Source organism: Amycolatopsis sp. lyj-90 (assembly GCF_046549035.1).
In the GTDB taxonomy this organism is placed as follows: Bacteria; Actinomycetota; Actinomycetes; order Mycobacteriales; family Pseudonocardiaceae; genus Amycolatopsis.
In genome coordinates this window covers 789,808-805,447 of record NZ_JAJPWP010000002.1, presented here as the reverse complement: position 1 = coordinate 805,447, position 15,640 = coordinate 789,808, and the positions used below count along the sequence as shown (strand labels likewise).

Genomic DNA, 15,640 nt, shown 5'->3' with positions numbered 1-15,640 from the left:
GCCACCGTGCAGCACGATGACCGCCGCGGCGGGAGACCGTGGCACACGCGTGGGGAGAAGGCGGGCGGTGGTGGGCAAGTCGAACCTCCGTTGACCTGGGCGCCGCGTCCGAAGTCTGGCTCGCCTGTACGAGAGCAAGGATCAGCATCGTCAGGAGGAGAACGACCACTGTCGCGAATAGCCGTGGGCTTGGTTTCACAAACCGCGTGGCCTGATCAGGAGAACGGGCTGGGGTGGCGCGAGGGCCGTTCCAGCGCCACTTCTCGCATCGCGTCGGCGAGTCGCAAATAGACCGGGGCCCGCACGTCGAGGGCGAACAGGCGCAGTATCCGTAGAACACCGGGGGCGGCGGTGACGAGGCCGAGCCTGCGGCGTTCGGATCGGGCCAGGGCGGCGGCCGCCTCCAGCACCCGCAGCCCTGCGACGCCGAGAAACGTCACCCGGGACAGGTCGATCAAAGTGCAGGCGGGCAAGGGACGATGCAGGTTCCGTCGCAGCAACGGGGCAGCCACCGTGTCCAGCTCGCCGGACACGGTGAGGATGACCAGGTCGGCTGTGTGGGCGTGCTCGGTCACCTGTGTCGGCTGCGAAGGGGCGGGTTGGGCGTAAAAGCCGAGGCGGTCGCCGGGTTTCGTCGCCTTGAGAAGGCGGGTGGCGTGCCGGTTGTCGAGCTCGCGGGGCAGCTGGAACGAAGAAGACATGAGGTTGGACTCCCGGGAAGCGGGACGACACGGGCCTGCAAGCGAAACATGCGTGAAGTGCGTGGAGACACTCGCGGGAGCGCGTCGCTGAGCCGGACTCGACACGGATTCTGCCGATGCGGCCGCGGACAGTTCGTCGGTCGCGCGAAGCTGGGACTGAACCCCGCGTTCCTCGACCGTACGGCAACCAGGGCGTTCTCGCAGTGCCGGTGACCAGGGAATATAGATTTTTGAATCGCTTTGGCATCGTTTCACCCCGATCTTGGCCGGGTATCAGGTGGTACGCCCGTCCAAACCGGCTTAAGGAGAACGATGACGAAGCGTTTTCACCAAGGCGACCGGGTTCGCTGGAGCAGTCACGGCGGGGAAGCCGAAGGAGAGGTTTTGAAGGAGATCACCTCCGACACCGAGGCCGCCGGTCGTACCGTGCGCGCCTCTCGCGATGAACCGCAGTATCTGGTGCGTAGCGATAAGAGCGGTGGCGAAGCGGTGCACAAGCCGGACGCGCTCGAGAAGATCTGAACGACCTGCCCGCCATGGATCAACCCGCGGCGATCCTGACCACAGCGGGTGCCGGTGTGGGTTCGCCTCAAGCACCGTGGCGGGTGCAGGACGCGATTGTGGCCCTGGTGATCAGTGGCGGCCGAGGTCGGCGAGCACGGCTCGGGCGGCCCGCTGCCCGGACACGAGCGCGCCTTGGATCGACGGGGTGTCGCGGTGGTCGCCGCAGACGTAACGGCCCCCGCCTACCCGGACGGGACGCCGTAGCGGGGCTCCGGCCGGGAAGAAGGGCAAGGCTCGCGGCAAAGCGTACGCGCGTAGTAGTTCCCAGTCGCTCGTGTCGGTCTGGTAGAGGTGGGCCAGGCGCTCGCGGACTCGTGCTTCGAGGTGGACGTCGGCTCGGTCGGGTACCGAGGCGGCGATGAGCGCGGAGCCTTCTGGAGCGTATTCCGGCGCGACCTCGCTGATGACCGCTGTGTTGAGTAGCAGGTCGGTCGTGCCGTCGAGGAGCAGTGTCGGCGAGCGCAGGGGAGTGGTACCGACGCGGAAGTAGAACGTGGTGACCGCGTGCCATTCCGGCGCTTCGACCTCCGCAAGCAGATGGGAGGCGGCGTCGCCGTCGGTGGCCACGACGACGGCGTTCGCGGTCAAGCGCTCGCCGGAACTCGTGCGGACACCGCCGCCGGTGACTTCCTCGACCGTGATGCCGGTGCGGATCGTTTCGGTCGGCAGAGCGGCCGCCATCGACCGGGGAAGGGCCTGCATTCCTTGGGCGGGCAGGGCACCGCCACCACGGAGGAAGCTCCGCCACAGCAGGTGAAAGAGCCGCGACGAGGTGTTCAGCGCCGGGTCGAGGAACACCCCGGCGAGGAACGGTCGCAAGACCGCCTCGATCGTGCTCGCCGACAGCCCCCAGCGCACGAACTCTTCCGCGGTCGTCCGCTGAGCGTCCTTACGTACGAACGAGTTCGGGGTGAGGGCGTCGCGCAGGACCAGGCTGGTCATGCGGAGGGCGTCGCCCGGGTGATGCGTGGCGAACTGGGCGAGTCCTTTGATCGCTGGCAGGCCGTTCCAGGGGCCTGCCAGCCAGCGGTGGCCGTCGGGGAAGGCGGCGATGGTTCCCCGCGTGAACCTCCGTAGCCGCAGATCGTCCACGGTAATCAGCCGGCGCACGGCCGGGTAGGCGGGAAGCAGCACTTGGAAACCTCGATCGAGGCGGAAGCCGTCGACCTCGTCCGTGCGCACGCGGCCGCCGACGTCGTCGCTCGCTTCGAGGACGGTGACCCGGACGCCTGCTCGGTGAAGCCGGGCCGCCGCGCTCAGCCCGGCGAGCCCCGCTCCCACGACGATGACATCTGACGTTGTGGTCATCTGCCTCTCCCTTCCCTCACCTGGGAGTGCCCGGTTCGCGCGAGATCAACACCATCGCGCGATCGGCGGCACCGATCACACCTTCACTCCGCCGAAATACCGCGACCGGGCGAGGCGGTTCAGCACGCCGATCCGGCCGCGGTTGGGCACCGACCGGATCGGGTGCCCGGTGATGCCCCAGTGCCGCAGGAGGGCGTTGGCCGCCGTCCACCCGGTGGCCGCGGCGCGTTCCATGAGGGCGACGGGCAGGTCGATGCGGATTCCGTCCCCGGCCAGGGCCAGTGCCGGGTCCGGGGTGGTCACCGTGGGGCGTCGCGCGAAGGTGCCGACGCCGAACAACGGACAGTCCTGGCGCCACAGGTTGATCGCGTCGGTCACTCCCGCTTCTTGCGTTTCGGGGTAGATCTCGTGCAGGCGTTCGTCCATGGCCGCGGCGAGGCTTTCCTGATCGGTGCCGGTGGCCGCGTAGGCGTGGAGTTCGATCACGGAGCCGCCGGTGCGCGCGGCCCAGTGCCGGGCTTCTCCCTCGTACCGGTCGAGCAGGCTGATGTTGTCCAGTGGCGGAACGCTTCCGGTGCCGAGGAAGGGTGAACGGTCGGCGTGAACGGGGCGGTCGAGCCAGAGCCGGCGGATCAAGAACGGTGGCGCCGTACGCAGTCCCTCGACGGCGGCGCGCCAGGGCGCGGTGCCGAGGGTCGGTGACGCCGCGACGATCTCCCGCAGTCCGGTGACTTCGCACGCGAGTACGACGGCGTCGAAATGCTCGGTGCCCTCGCCTGTTTCGACGTCGAATCCGTCGGTGGTGCGCTCCAGCGCGGTCACCTCGGTTTCGGTGCGAATGTCGACCCGCTTGCCGGAGAGGTAGGTCGCCAGCGGATCCCACAGTGCCTGAGGGAAGGGTTCCGTCGGTACGTCGAAGACGAGCCCCTCGCTGGAGCCCAGGAAGTACAGGTGGAACATCGTCGCCAGTTCCGCGGCCGACAGTTCGCTCGGGTCGGCGAAGAAGCTCCGAGAGAAGACCTCGAAAGCGAGGTGCTGCGCGGCCGCCGGGAAGTTGATCGACTCCAGGAAGGACTTCGCGTCCGTCCTGTCGAGCTCGTAGTACGTCTTCGGCACGCTGACCGTGGCCAGGGGCAACGCGTCGCGGCCGCTGATCCGCAACAGATCACGCGGCGTGAAGGTCGGGCTGCGCCAGGCGAAGGCCAGCGCATTCCATGGCGGATTCCGGGGGAGTCCGACGAAGGTGTCGGTTCGGCCGTGTGCGTCGAGCAGCGGGTAGTCGGTGAGCGGGGTGAGCCGTTCCAGCCGGGGGTCGGTCCGGGTCAGCAACGCACGGAGGTTGTAGTACTGGCGGAAGAACGCGTGGAAGCCCCGGCTCATGGTGACGTCGGTGCCGTCCGACAGCCGTTCCCGCCAGCCGCCGACGCGGCCACCGAGGTGGTTCTCGCGTTCGAACACGGTGACGGTGACGCCGCGTTCAGCCAGCCCTGTCGCCGCCGTGAGCCCGGCGATTCCCGCGCCCACCACCGCGGCGGTGGGGCGCCGCCAGGTCTTTCCCGCGTCGGACAGGCCCGCCAACGCGGGCCGGGTGACGATGCGGGGGTCGGTACCGAAGGAAAGGGTCACAGGCTCTCCAGCGGATTGGTACCGAGCACGGTGTGCACGACACCGTGCTGCCAGCCGGGCATGGATTCGGTGCGGACGTCGGTGAAGCCGGCGTCGCGCAGGCGCTGGGTGAGGGCGGTGATGCCGTCGAACTCCAGAACGCTGCGGCGGAGGTGCCGGTAGAGCGTCGCGTCACCGGTGGTGACCTTCCCGAGAGGGATGATCACGCCCGCGCAGACCGCGTTCCAGATCCACCGGGCGCGCCGGGAATCCCGGACCGAGTACTCGTGCAGGGCGATCTGGCCGCCCGGCCGGAGCAAGCCGCGCAACCGTCGCAGTCCGGCCGTGGGATCCGCGAGATTGCGGAGCAAGTACGAGGCCAGGACCGCGTCGAAAGGGCCTCGAACGCCGTCGAGTTCTTCGACGGGCGTGTGCACGAACTCGACGGTGTCCGGCCAGGACTTCGCGCGGGCTCGCTTCAGCATCTCGCCGGACGCGTCGAACGCCGTGATCGTGGCGTGTGACGCCACGGACAGCAAAGCCGCGGTGGACGCCCCGGTGCCGCAACCGGCGTCCAGCAAGCGAAGTCCACGTGACTCGAAGGGAAGGTCCAGCCGCTGCGCGGAAAGCCGCAGATGTTCGTGATAGCCCGGATTCCTGCCGACCAGCCGGTCGTACCAGCGAGCCTCGGTGTCGAACGCCGAGGGGACGGTCGCCCGTGGCAGACCGTCGCGCGCCATCCCGGTCACACCGGCTCCTCTTCCCGTAGACGGGCCCGTTCCCACAACAGAAGGACGGCGGTGACCAGTGCGTAGCCGAAGAGGAAGTCTTCGACCGGGATGTCCCAGGGGAATCGCCAGCCCGTGATGTGTTCGGGCGCGTAGAGGACGATCGGCTCGGACAACTTGGTCAGCCAGCCGTCGACCGGGATCTGGAACCCGGTGACGATGGCGACGGTGATCCAGTACGGGAGCCTCCGGAACAACCCGGTCCGCAGCACGAGGAGTTCGGCGAGCACCACCACGGCGACCGCGACGAGGACGGGCACGGTGTAACCCCAGGGGATCATCGCCGGACCGCTTCCCGGCTGCGCCGCTGGAAGGCGCCGAGGGTGATCTGGACGATCTCGTAGGTCAGCACTCCGCAGATCGGGATCACGATGAAGAAGAGGATCTCCTCCAGGGGAACGGCGAAGGGCGCGCGAATTCCCGTGACGAGTCCGGGTGCGTAGCCCCAGACCCCGCCGGCGATCGCCACCGCATCCCAGACCAGGAACACCGTCGCGACCGGAAGCAGCGCACGGGCCAGGCGCCGCGGGCGGCGATACACCCGGGCACCCGCGAGTTCCAGCGGCAGCGTCACGAGCACGCAGGCGGCCAAGACGAACAGATACTCCATCTTGCCCACGTCAAGACACCGCCACCGGGGGAGCGGGAGCCGCGTGTCGCTGCCGGGCCCATTGGGTACGGGCGACGGCACCGACGGCGACCGCGAGGCGGAGCCCGCGCGAGACCGTCGCCCGGCCGGCGAAGACGTCGTGATCCGCGTCCTCGATCCGGTCGAGGATCCGGCCGTACAAGGTCGCTGCGGTGCTCACGCACGGCCGCGAGATCGGGTGCAGCATCGCGATCCCCGGTCTGGCCTCGGCATAGATCCGCCTGGTCTCCGCGATTTGGTGCCGGATCGCGGCTCGTACCGCCGTGTCGGCGCCGCCGTTCCTCCGACACCAGGTCAGCCGTTCACGATCGACGCCGTGTCCGGCCAGTTCATCGGCGGGAAGGTAGACGCGGCCCCGTGCGAGGTCCTCGGCGACGTCACGAAGGAAGTTGGTCAGCTGGAAGGCCTTTCCCAACGCGGCCGCACGAGGAGCGGCCTCCTCGCGGCTGGACACCGTGCCGAGGACCGGGAGCACCTGCAGGCCGATCACCTCTGCCGATCCGTGCACATAGGTGTCGAGTTCGGCCCGGGTTGCGTAGCCGGTGACGGTGAGGTCCATCCGCATCGACGCGAAGAAGGCTTTGAAGTACGCAGAGGGCAGGCTGTATCGGGTCGCGGCGTCGATCACGGCCGTCAGCAGGGGGTCGTCGCTCTGTCCTGCACCGAGGTCGGCGAAAAATCGATCTTCCACTTCGGACAGTTGGACGTCCAGAGTCTCTGGTGTGGTACCGGGCGCGGGTTCGTCGACGATGTCGTCCAGCCAACGGGCAAACCCGTAGAGAGCGTGGATCGCCGGCCGTTGGGCCGGGGTCAGCAGCCTCGTCGCCAGGAAGTACGTGCGGCCGTGCCGGGCGTTGAGCTCACGGCACCAGCTGTAAGCATTGCGAAGCCCGGGGGCGTCGATACCGGCGGCATCGAGTTCTCGTCGTGTCATCGCGCGCCTTCTCTCGCGAGGTCGAGGATCCGTGAGCGACGGCGTGCCACCCCGGTGATGCGGTCGGCGGCGAGCCGTCCGGAGATCAGCACGGTCGGGACACCGACTCCGGGCACGGTCGCTCCACCAGCGAGAACCACGTTCTCCGTGCCACGCGGAAGGTTCTTGGGCCGAAATGGTCCGGTTTGGACGAACGAGTGCGCGTAGCTGAACGGTGTCCCGGCGACCAGTCCGCGCTTCGCCCACTCCGCGGGGCCGATGATCTCGGTGAACTCCGGTGCGAAACCGGGGAGCAGGCGCTCGCGGGCCACGTTGAGAATCTCCTCGGCATAAGCCATGCTTTCGGTGTCCCAGTCGGTGTTTCCGCGCTCCAGATTGGGGACCGGGGCGAGGATGGAGTACAGCTGCCGTCCCGGTGGCGCCAGTCCGGGATCGGTCGCGGTCGGCCGGGTGATCAACAAGGACGGATCGGACATCCGGCGGCCGTCGGTGATGAGTTCGTCGAACGTCGAATCCCATGCCCGCCCGAACGAGATCGTGTGGTGTGCCGTGTCGTTTTCGCAGGCGGGGCCGCCCGCATGCACGATCAACGCGGACGGCGCGGGCCTCAGCGGGACCGGCCGTCGCGATGCGTGCCCCAGCAACCGATAGCTCTCGTGAAGCTCGGAGGTGAGGACGACGGCGTCGCACGGGTAGCGCTCACCCGAGACCGTGCGAACGGCCGAGACCCGGGCGCCGTTTCGTTCGAGTCCCTCGACCGCGTCGCCGTAATGAAAGGTGACACCGGACGCGGCGGCGACCCTGGCGAGAGCACCAGGGAGGGCGGCGATCCCACCGGGCGGGAAGTAGACGCCGCCCACGGTGTCCATATAGGAGATGACCGCGTAGAGGGCCAAAGCCCGCATCGGTGATTCGCCCGCGTACAGGGCTTGGAAGGTGAAGACGCGTTTCAGGCGTTCGTCGGAGAGGAACGCGCCGATCCTGGGTTCCAATCTGCGGAAGCCACCGAGCGCGAGCAGGCGGACCAGGTCCGGCCGGAGCATTCCCAGCGGCGAGTCGATGTTCATGTCGATGAAGCGGTCGAACTCGACGTGATACAGCCGTGTGAGCCACTCGCGCAGCCGGAGGTAACCGGCGGCCTCGGCGGATCCGGCGAACTCCCGGACCGCGTCGGCCATCGCCAGTCTGTCGGTGTGCACGGGCAGAGAACTGCCGTCCGCGAACCGCGCCACATAGGCGGGATCCAGGCGGCTCAGCGGCAGTTCCGTGGCCAGCTCGGCACCGACGGCGCCGAAAGTGTCCTGAAGGATCGATGGCATGGTCAGCACCGTCGGCCCGGTATCGAGCAGGTAGCCGTCGCGGTCGATCCTTCCCGCCCTTCCGCCCGGCCCGTCGTCGCGCTCCAGGACGACGACCTCGCGCCCGCGGCCCGCCAGGTGCAGCGCCGCGGCCAACCCCGACAGTCCCGCTCCGACCACGACGACCCGGTTCGTCCGCCCTGGCACAGTCTTCACTGGTCTCGCTCCGTGCACCGGGAGGCGAGTACGGCCAGCGACTCTGCGGCGTGCGGCGGTATCACCGCCGGATCGATCGCCGCGAGAGCCTTCTCGGTGTGCTCCCGGATGAGCTCTCCGAGGCGTTCTCGTGCACCGGTCGCGGCAATGAGCTCGCGCCAGCGCGAGACCCCGTCATCGTCCACAGTGGTCAGCTCGACCAGGTCCGCCAGTTCCCTTCGCTGACGCCGGTCGGCCATCCCGGCGGCGAGCACGACCACACTGGACGCCTTGCGGTCACGCAGATCCTGCCCCGCCGGCTTTCCCGTGATCGCCGGATCGCCGAACACCCCGAGCAGGTCGTCGCGGAACTGGAACGCCTCGCCGAGAAGCCCCCCGTATTCCGCGAGCCCGGCGAGCACGGCCTGCCCGCATCCGGCCAGCGCCGCGCCGAACTCCAAGGGGCGCCGGACGGTGTAGTTGCCGGATTTGCGCCGCAGGACATCGAGAAGGCCGTCCCAGCTGGGCAACGTGCGCGCGTCGTTCACCAGGTCGCCGAGCTGTCCCACGGCCAGTTCGGCCCTCATCAGGTCGTACACCGGCCAGCCCCGCGCCAGTGTCTCCTGATCCAAGCCGCTCTCCCGCAGCAGCTGCTCCGACCAGACCAGGAACAGATCGCCGAACAGGGTCGCCGCCGACTCGCCGAACCGTGCGGCGGAGCCGCTCCACTCCTGCTCGGCGTGCCAGCGCGCGAATCGTACGTGCAGTGAGGGACGACGTCGCCGTACCGGCGAACCGTCCATCACGTCGTCCTGCGCCAGCGCGAAGCAGTGCAGCAATTCCAAGCTGGACGCGGCGCGAAGCGCGGCCCCCGATTCTTCTCGCCCACAACACCAGCCGACATAGGCGAACATCGGCCGGAGACATTTTCCGCCTGCCACGAACTCGGGAATCACGGTTTCCGCGAGTTCACCCTCGCGATGACCCGAAAAATGCTCCGCTGCTCGCGCCGTAACGAAGCCATGAGCTTCGGCGAGGCAGCGCTCGCCGACCGTGTCCAGCCACGACGCGGGTGCCCCCTCCGTCGGCGCCACCCCCGCCGCCATGGTCACCGCCATCCGACCGCCTTCCAGTAACCAACCTATTCGATTCGCAACCGTTTCACACCTGGTGTAGCTTGTCTACTGGGGTCGCTGATGCAGGCGCATCCGCTGAGTGGTTGGTGGCACGCCAAGGAAGAGCCGGGAGGGATGTCCATCCGGTGGTCGGCTTGGATCGTTGGTGAAACGAAAAGATCTCTCTGGGAACGAGGGTGCACGGCCCGCCACCGCGCACCCTCGGCGGATCCGGTCGCTCCCAGGCGCCGGGTCCGGACGCTCGGTGGGCGCCCGGGTGCGGCAAGTCCTCCAGTCGTGCCCGAGGCGTCCGCCGGGTTGTTCGGCATGTGTTCTTCAATTCTCGTCACGGCCATTCGCCGCGGAATTCCGGAATTTTCCGAAGAATGGTGTTAAAAGACCCGCATACAGGTTCTTCCCGGTCTATCGTGGTGGCGTGATGGTTACGCGGACCGCCGCATTCTCACGTTCCCTGACATTCCCTCGTGCGCTCGCCGCGTGGACTTTCGCCGCAGGGACCGTGCTTTGTCAGATCCTCTACTCGGTCACCGATCCGGGGGAGCGCACGCCGCTCACCGTGCTCACCGTGGTCTGCTTCGCTTCGGCATCGCTCGCCGACGCCTGGGCACGGGCCGGGGTCCGCGCGGTCGTGACGCTCGTCGTGGTGGCCGGAGGCGGCGGTCTGCTCGCCGAGATCACCGGTCTGCACACGGGCTTCCCCTTCGGGCAGTACCGGTACACCGAGCTGCTCGGCTGGTCGGTCGCCGGCGTACCGGTGTTGATTCCGTTGGCGTGGTTGATGATGGCCTGGCCCGCGCTCCTGGTCGGGCGGGCACTGGTCAAGCGACCGGCCGGCGTCGTCGTGGTTGCCGCCTGCGCCTTGGCGGCCTGGGACGTGTTCCTCGATCCGCAGATGGTGGACGAGGGCTACTGGACGTGGGAGTCGCCGGAGCCGTCTTTGCCCGGGGTCACCGGGATCCCGCTGAGCAACTTCGCGGGCTGGCTGCTCGTCGCCGCGCTCGTTCAGTCGGTGCTGCACAAAGTGATACCCCGCGCCGAAGATCCGGTGCCGAGTTTGATCGCCGGGCCGGCTCCCGTGCTGTACCTGTGGACGTGGTTCTCGTCGATATGGGCGCATCTCGCGTTCTTCGGCCGGCCATGGGTGGCGCTGGTCGGCGGGCTGGCCATGGGAGCGGTGGCCGTGCCGTTCGCGGTGCGTGTCGTGCGGAGGCGGTCGTGGTTTCGCCCGGCCGCGTGATCGTGCGTGCGGCGTCGACGGCCGCCGTCATCGCCGCCGGGCACGCGGCGTACAACGCTCGCCTCGTCCGGACACCGCGGGAGATGCCGGGTAGCTGCCCGGAGCCGGTTTCGATCCTGCTCCCGTTGCGCAACGAGGCTTCACGCGTGGCGCCCGCCCTGCGGTCGTTGCTGGACCAGCAGGGACTCGACGATTTCGAAATACTGGTGCTGGACGACTGTTCGACCGACGGAACGGCGGAGGTCGTGCGACAGGTCGTACGCGGCGACGCGCGGGTTTCCGTGTTCACCGGTGCCGAACCGCCGAACGGCATACTCGGCAAACCGCACGCGTGCCATCAACTCGCCGAGCGTGCTCACGGCTCCGTGGTGGTCTGCATCGACGCCGACGTCGTGCTCGCCCCACATGCCGTGGCGGCGGCTGTTTCCCTGCTGCGCGAGGCGCGGCTGGACGCCGTCTCGCCTTTTCCCCGGCAGCGCGCCGACGGTCTCGGTGCCCGTCTGGTGCAGCCGTTGCTGCAGTGGTCGTGGTTGGTGCTGTTGCCGCTGCGCCTCGCCGAACGCTCACCGCGGCCCTCGCTCACCGCGGCCAACGGCCAGTTCTTCGTGATCGACGCCGCGATGCTGCGCGAATGCGGAGGCTTCCTCGCGGTCGGCCACGAGGTCCTTGACGACATCGCGCTGATGCGGGCGGTCAAACGTGCGGGAGGGCGCGGGGTGGTCGCGGATGGCAGCGGCGTCGCCGATTGCCGGATGTACGAGACTTGGCCGCAATTACGGGACGGCTATGCCAAATCACTTTGGTCCGCCACCGGATCGACGGCCGGCGCGGCGGCGATTTCCGCCGCGCTGCTGGGGATCTGGGTCGTCCCCGCCGTCGCGGCCTTGGCCGGATCCCGTGCCGGACTCGTCGGCTACGCCGCGGGTGTCGCCGGTCGTGTGATCGCCGCCCGCCGCACCCGGGGCCGGGTCTGGCCGGACAGCCTGGCCCACCCCGTCTCGATCCTCACCCTGGTCGGGCTCATCGCTCGCTCGTGGTGGGCACGGAAGACAGGACGAATCGTTTGGAAGAGCCGCGCACTGCGCCCGAAGGAGACCGGATGAGCGACGTCGTGGTGGTCGGCGGAGGCATGGGCGGGCTCGCGGCCGCCGCCCGGCTCGCCGCCGGCGGGCACACGGTGACCGTGCTGGAGCGGGCTTCGCGGTGCGGAGGGAAGCTGGGGACGTTCAGCCGGGACGGTTTCACCTTCGATACCGGTCCGTCCCTGCTGACCTTGCCCGGCGTCTACCGCGAACTCTTCGCGGCGACCGGCGCCGACCTCGACGAGGTGGTCGACATCGTGCCGGTCGATCCTGCCTGCCGTTATCGTTTCGCGGACGGCACCGAACTGGCCATGCCTCATGACCGCGCAGACGTGCCCGGCGCCCTGGACGACGCCCTCGGTCCTGGCGCCGGCACGGAATGGACCCGCCTGATGGGGGAGGCGGAACATCTCTGGGAGCTCGTCGGTGAACAGGTCCTCCGGCGCCCCTTGCACGGGACCCGGGATCTGCTCCGGCACGCCACCGGAGTCCGTGACCTCCTCGCCATCGCGCCGTGGCGCACCTTGCGCGCGCTCGGGCGCCGCCGGTTGCGGGACCCGCGGGCGCGGATGCTGCTCGACCGCTACGCCACCTACACGGGATCGGATCCCCGCAGGCTTCCGGCGGTCATGGCCGTCGTGCCGTACGTCGAACAGGAGTTCGGTTGCTGGCACGTTCGCGGAGGACTTCGCGCGCTCGGCGACGCGCTGGTGGACAGGCTCGTCGAACTCGGCGTCGAGATCAGGACGGGCGCCGAGGTCACCGCGATCGAGACCGGCCCGGAAGGAGTGTGCGGAGTACGGCTCGCCGACGGTGAACGCCTGATGGCGGGAACGGTGGTGTGCAACGCGGACGCCACGCACTTGTACGGCGATCTTCTCGACGACCCGCGTGCCCGCTCGCCTCGCCGCGCGCTCCGGCGCGTGCAGCCGTCCCTGGCCGGATTCGTGCTGCTGCTCGCCTTGCGCGGCACGACGTCGTCTCCCGGCCACCACCGGGTGCTGTTCCCCGCGGACTACGACGCGGAGTTCGACGCGCTCTTCGGCAAGAACCCGCGCCCGGTACCGGATCCGACGGTGTACATCTGCGCCCCCGACGATCCCGGCCTGTGTCCACCGGACGGTGAATCGTGGTTCGTCCTGGTCAACGCACCCCGGCACGACCCCGAGTCCGGAGTGGACTGGACGACCCCCGGATTGGCCGAGGACTACGCGGACCGTGTCATCGACGTCCTGGCCGAACGGGGACTCGATGTCCGGGATCGCCTGCTCTGGCGAGAAGTCCGCACACCGGCGTCGCTCGAAGACGAGGTCGGGGCACCGGGTGGCTCGATCTACGGCTCGTCGTCCAACGGGGCTCGCGCGGCCCTGCTCCGGCCGGCCAATCTCAGCCCGATTCCCGGCCTCTACCTCGCCGGCGGCTCGGCACACCCCGGTGGCGGCCTGCCGCTCGTCGCCATGTCAGCCGCGATCGTCGCCGACCTGATCGGCCCAGCGATCCGGGAGGGCGCGCGCCACGGCGATCGACAGGTGGGCCAGGCCGATGACTGACAAACCGGCCCACAGCACGGCACACGTCTCCGCCCACGGCCATCCTGTCCATGGTGTGCCGGCCGGGGCGAGCGCGGAGCCCGTCACCGCGACCGCCGCCACGATCAAGCGTGTCGGGCGTTCGGCGACCGTGATCGCCCCGGCACCTCGCAACCCGACACCCTGGGCCCGTGCCCGCACGAATTCGTGCAACAGCAGGAGAACCGCCAGACCGGCGCACCAGGACAACGGCGCGCCGAGAACGAAAAGCACCGCGGCGAAACACAGTTCGGTGATCCGGTCCGCGACCGCGTCCAGCACCGCGCCGACCGGCCGCGCCTTCCCGGTGAGCAGTGCGACCGCTCCGTCCAGCCCGTCGAAGACCCCGGTCGCCACCAGCGCCACCAAGGCGAGCCAAAGCCACCGCGACAGCGGCGCAAAGGACACCACAGCCGGTGAGGACGTCCGGCGGCACCCTGAGCACCGGCCGGGCCAGCGTCTGCACCGCGCGCAACCACCGGACTGTCAGCGCGTTTCCGGAGACGTCTTGCCCGTGCAATCGCGACCAGCCCGCGACTCCGTCCTCAGCGGACGAGGGAGCGCCGGCATGAGAGGCGGAGGCTTCCGCCGCCGGACCGGAGTGGTCCTGGGCGACGTCAGAGACTCCCTGCGAGGGCGAGATCTGTCGCTCTGGGCCGCCGGCGTGACCTTCTTCGCCGTACTGGCGGTGGTCCCGCTCGCGCTCGTCGCCTTGCGCGGAGCCGGTTTCGTCGTGTCCCCGGAGTTCGTCCTTCACGGCGTCTCCCGGTGGGTCGACGCGTTGCCGCCCACTCACGATCCCGGCGCCGCCCTGGACGCGCTCACCTCCGCCGCGCTCCGTACGCCGTGGACCGCGCTGGCGGTGACCCTGCTTCCCGCCACCTTCTACGGCGAAGGACTGCTGCGCGGGCTCGCGCAGGTGTCCGGTCATTCGCCTGGGTCCTTCGTCGGCTGGCGTGGACGTCTGCTGTTCGTCCCCGTCCTGCTGATCAGCCCGACTCTGGCGATCGCGCCGCTGGCCACGGCGGATGTCGTCGCCGATCTGTACACCGGCGGCGGCTGGTCGACGTTCTGGGGAATCACGGTGTCGTTCCACGTGGACTGGCTGATCATCGCGGTCGTCACGTCGATCGTCTTCGTGGGCAGTGTGCCGCGCGGAGTCCGCCGCGGGCCGTTGCTGCTCGGTGCCCTGGCCGTGGCTTCCTTCCTCGCGGGCTTCTTCCACGGTTTCCTCCTGTTCCTCGCCATTCCGCTTGACTGGAGCATCCCGTTCGGTGGCCTTGCCGGGGTGGGCATCATCTCGGCTCTCGTTCTCTGGCTCTATCTCATGCACGTGATGCTCCTGCTCGGTTTCCGGCTCATGCTGAGCGTGGAGCGCACCCACGCGGGAAAGGCGCCGATCCACTAAAGCAGCGCGTACAGGAAACGATGCAGAAACGCACAGCGAGAACGTACGTTTTCCCAGTTCAGGCCGGGTTTGTGGGCTGTCTGCGGCGTTTGTCCCCCTGAAACGTTGCATAAGCGATTCGCCTTGGCCATTATCGGCGAGGTGCGGTCGACTCCCCCAGACCCGGGTGTTCGTAGCGCGGCATCGGCAGCAGCTGTGTGACCAATGGGGAATGTGTGACGACCAAGCCGGAACCGGAGGTAGTCGACCGGGCGTCGTGGTGGACGACGGGTCAGATCTCCGCCGCCCTCGGTGTGTCGCCCGTTCTTCTGCGCGCGTGGGACAGCCGCTATGGACTTGGCCCCGCCCGGCGCGGGCCTGCTGGGCACCGTCTCTACGGACCGCTGGAGTTGCAGCGGCTGCGTCGGATGACCTCCTTGGTGAACCAGGGGGTGCGTGCGGGGGAAGCGGCCAGGCTGGTGCTCTCCGAAGAGCTCACCCCGGTGCGGTCGCTGCGTCGCGCGGACGACATCGACGAAGCGGCGGCGAAGGTCGACCTCGTCGCCCTTCCCGCCCTGCTCGACGATCTGCTGGCCGATCTCGGCACCCTGGCGGCGTGGACCGATGTGCTCGCACCGGTTCTGCGTCGCCAGGGCCGACGCTGGCAGGACGGTGACGCCGCGTTCGAAGCCGAGTGGGCCCTCACTGGAGCGATCGCCGTCGCCCTGGATCGCCACAGCCCCAGGCCGTCCCTGCGGCCCGCCGGCGCTCCGGTCGTCCTGGCCTGCTCCGCGACCGAGCGTCACATGCTGCCGTTGCAGGTGCTTTCCACGGTACTCCGTGAAGCCGGTATCCCGGTGATCTTCCTCGGCGAAATGGTACCGGCGGTCGTGGTGCTCCGGACGGCCCTGCGCCTTCACCCGGCCCTGGTGATGATCTGGTCGATGACGTCTTTCACCGCCGACGCCGCTCTGCTGGCCGAACTCGCCCGGCGTGACATCCCGGTCCGAGCGGTCGGGCCTGGTTGGCGTACGGCGGGCGATCGGATCGGCGCGGTCGACAACTCCCTCGAGGGCGCATTGCGGACAGTGCGCGCTCATGTCGATAGCGTGTGAGCTTTCGGCGGTCGACGGAGTACGCTCTTCTTCGGGTTTATCAGGCGCACCTGATGTGACTTGCATCACAAAA

General features: G+C 68.9%; 16 protein-coding genes. 6 read left to right on the top strand and 10 right to left on the bottom strand.

Translation table 11 applies throughout. From position 1 onward, the window contains the following. Window positions 1–215 precede the first annotated feature (215 nt). Window positions 216–701 (bottom strand): STAS domain-containing protein, encoded by a 486-nt coding sequence (locus ACLJPX_RS09540; RefSeq protein WP_410599739.1) that lies wholly within the window; start codon window positions 699–701, stop codon window positions 216–218. A gap of 312 nt (window positions 702–1,013) precedes the next feature. On the opposite strand from ACLJPX_RS09540, the gene ACLJPX_RS09535 reads away from it, so the two are divergent. Further along, on the top strand, window positions 1,014–1,223 hold the full coding sequence (locus ACLJPX_RS09535; protein ID WP_410599738.1) for a DUF2945 domain-containing protein: 210 nt from the start codon (window positions 1,014–1,016) through the stop codon (window positions 1,221–1,223). Between the two features lie 111 nt (window positions 1,224–1,334). Here the strand turns inward: ACLJPX_RS09535 and ACLJPX_RS09530 are convergent, their stop codons facing one another. From ACLJPX_RS09530 to ACLJPX_RS09495, 8 genes are all read right to left on the bottom strand, one after another. Beyond that, a complete protein-coding gene (locus ACLJPX_RS09530) occupies window positions 1,335–2,573 on the bottom strand; it encodes an NAD(P)/FAD-dependent oxidoreductase (RefSeq protein WP_410599737.1) in 1,239 nt (412 codons plus the stop codon). A 75-nt stretch (window positions 2,574–2,648) separates the two neighbouring features. Then, window positions 2,649–4,199, bottom strand: a complete 1,551-nt coding sequence (locus tag ACLJPX_RS09525; protein ID WP_410599736.1) for an FAD-dependent oxidoreductase — start codon at window positions 4,197–4,199, stop codon at window positions 2,649–2,651. Continuing rightward, on the bottom strand, window positions 4,196–4,918 hold the full coding sequence (locus ACLJPX_RS09520) for a class I SAM-dependent methyltransferase (protein WP_410600036.1): 723 nt from the start codon (window positions 4,916–4,918) through the stop codon (window positions 4,196–4,198). Before ACLJPX_RS09520 ends, ACLJPX_RS09525 begins: the two co-directional genes overlap by 4 nt. A gap of 5 nt (window positions 4,919–4,923) precedes the next feature. Next, complete coding sequence (locus ACLJPX_RS09515) at window positions 4,924–5,247, bottom strand: lycopene cyclase domain-containing protein (RefSeq protein WP_410599735.1); 324 nt, start codon at window positions 5,245–5,247, stop codon at window positions 4,924–4,926. Then, window positions 5,244–5,585: a lycopene cyclase domain-containing protein gene (locus ACLJPX_RS09510; RefSeq protein WP_410599734.1), complete on the bottom strand. Its 342-nt coding sequence runs from the start codon at window positions 5,583–5,585 to the stop codon at window positions 5,244–5,246. Before ACLJPX_RS09510 ends, ACLJPX_RS09515 begins: the two co-directional genes overlap by 4 nt. Before the next feature lies 1 nt (window position 5,586). After that, complete coding sequence (locus ACLJPX_RS09505) at window positions 5,587–6,549, bottom strand: phytoene/squalene synthase family protein (RefSeq protein WP_410599733.1); 963 nt, start codon at window positions 6,547–6,549, stop codon at window positions 5,587–5,589. Next, window positions 6,546–8,063: a phytoene desaturase family protein gene (gene crtI, locus ACLJPX_RS09500; RefSeq protein ID WP_410599732.1), complete on the bottom strand. Its 1,518-nt coding sequence runs from the start codon at window positions 8,061–8,063 to the stop codon at window positions 6,546–6,548. Before crtI ends, ACLJPX_RS09505 begins: the two co-directional genes overlap by 4 nt. After that, window positions 8,060–9,160 (bottom strand): polyprenyl synthetase family protein, encoded by a 1,101-nt coding sequence (locus ACLJPX_RS09495; RefSeq protein ID WP_410599731.1) that lies wholly within the window; start codon window positions 9,158–9,160, stop codon window positions 8,060–8,062. Before ACLJPX_RS09495 ends, crtI begins: the two co-directional genes overlap by 4 nt. A 517-nt stretch (window positions 9,161–9,677) precedes the next feature. Between ACLJPX_RS09495 and ACLJPX_RS09490 the strand changes: the two genes are divergently transcribed. The 3 genes from ACLJPX_RS09490 to ACLJPX_RS09480 are packed head-to-tail and all read left to right on the top strand — an operon-like array spanning window position 9,678 to window position 13,047. Next, on the top strand, window positions 9,678–10,415 hold the full coding sequence (locus tag ACLJPX_RS09490) for a carotenoid biosynthesis protein (protein ID WP_410599730.1): 738 nt from the start codon (window positions 9,678–9,680) through the stop codon (window positions 10,413–10,415). Further along, the gene (locus tag ACLJPX_RS09485) at window positions 10,394–11,518 is read left to right on the top strand and encodes a glycosyltransferase (protein ID WP_410599729.1); all 1,125 of its coding nucleotides are present in this window, start codon (window positions 10,394–10,396) and stop codon (window positions 11,516–11,518) included. Before ACLJPX_RS09490 ends, ACLJPX_RS09485 begins: the two co-directional genes overlap by 22 nt. Next, window positions 11,515–13,047: a phytoene desaturase family protein gene (locus tag ACLJPX_RS09480; RefSeq protein WP_410599728.1), complete on the top strand. Its 1,533-nt coding sequence runs from the start codon at window positions 11,515–11,517 to the stop codon at window positions 13,045–13,047. Before ACLJPX_RS09485 ends, ACLJPX_RS09480 begins: the two co-directional genes overlap by 4 nt. Here the strand turns inward: ACLJPX_RS09480 and ACLJPX_RS09475 are convergent. Further along, complete coding sequence (locus ACLJPX_RS09475; RefSeq protein WP_410599727.1) at window positions 12,958–13,431, bottom strand: CDP-alcohol phosphatidyltransferase family protein; 474 nt, start codon at window positions 13,429–13,431, stop codon at window positions 12,958–12,960. The two genes, ACLJPX_RS09480 and ACLJPX_RS09475, sit on opposite strands and share 90 nt — an antisense overlap. 202 nt (window positions 13,432–13,633) lie before the next feature. On the opposite strand from ACLJPX_RS09475, the gene ACLJPX_RS09470 reads away from it, so the two are divergent. Both ACLJPX_RS09470 and ACLJPX_RS09465 read left to right on the top strand, forming a co-directional pair. Beyond that, on the top strand, window positions 13,634–14,473 hold the full coding sequence (locus ACLJPX_RS09470; protein ID WP_410599726.1) for a YhjD/YihY/BrkB family envelope integrity protein: 840 nt from the start codon (window positions 13,634–13,636) through the stop codon (window positions 14,471–14,473). A gap of 215 nt (window positions 14,474–14,688) precedes the next feature. Further along, complete coding sequence (locus ACLJPX_RS09465) at window positions 14,689–15,567, top strand: MerR family transcriptional regulator (protein WP_410599725.1); 879 nt, start codon at window positions 14,689–14,691, stop codon at window positions 15,565–15,567. Window positions 15,568–15,640: the final 73 nt, after the last annotated feature.

Bases quoted from the DNA above. Each gene is read 5' to 3' on its own strand.
- ACLJPX_RS09480 (WP_410599728.1), top strand. From the start codon at position 11,515: ATGAGCGACGTCGTGGTGGTCGGCGGAGGCATGGGCGGGCTCGCGGCC.
- ACLJPX_RS09505 (WP_410599733.1), bottom strand. From the start codon at position 6,549: ATGACACGACGAGAACTCGATGCCGCCGGTATCGACGCCCCCGGGCTT.
- ACLJPX_RS09515 (WP_410599735.1), bottom strand. From the start codon at position 5,247: ATGATCCCCTGGGGTTACACCGTGCCCGTCCTCGTCGCGGTCGCCGTG.
- ACLJPX_RS09540 (WP_410599739.1), bottom strand. From the start codon at position 701: ATGTCTTCTTCGTTCCAGCTGCCCCGCGAGCTCGACAACCGGCACGCC.
- ACLJPX_RS09535 (WP_410599738.1), top strand. From the start codon at position 1,014: ATGACGAAGCGTTTTCACCAAGGCGACCGGGTTCGCTGGAGCAGTCAC.
- ACLJPX_RS09495 (WP_410599731.1), bottom strand. From the start codon at position 9,160: ATGGCGGTGACCATGGCGGCGGGGGTGGCGCCGACGGAGGGGGCACCC.
- ACLJPX_RS09530 (WP_410599737.1), bottom strand. From the start codon at position 2,573: ATGACCACAACGTCAGATGTCATCGTCGTGGGAGCGGGGCTCGCCGGG.
- ACLJPX_RS09470 (WP_410599726.1), top strand. From the start codon at position 13,634: ATGAGAGGCGGAGGCTTCCGCCGCCGGACCGGAGTGGTCCTGGGCGAC.
- ACLJPX_RS09520 (WP_410600036.1), bottom strand. From the start codon at position 4,918: ATGGCGCGCGACGGTCTGCCACGGGCGACCGTCCCCTCGGCGTTCGAC.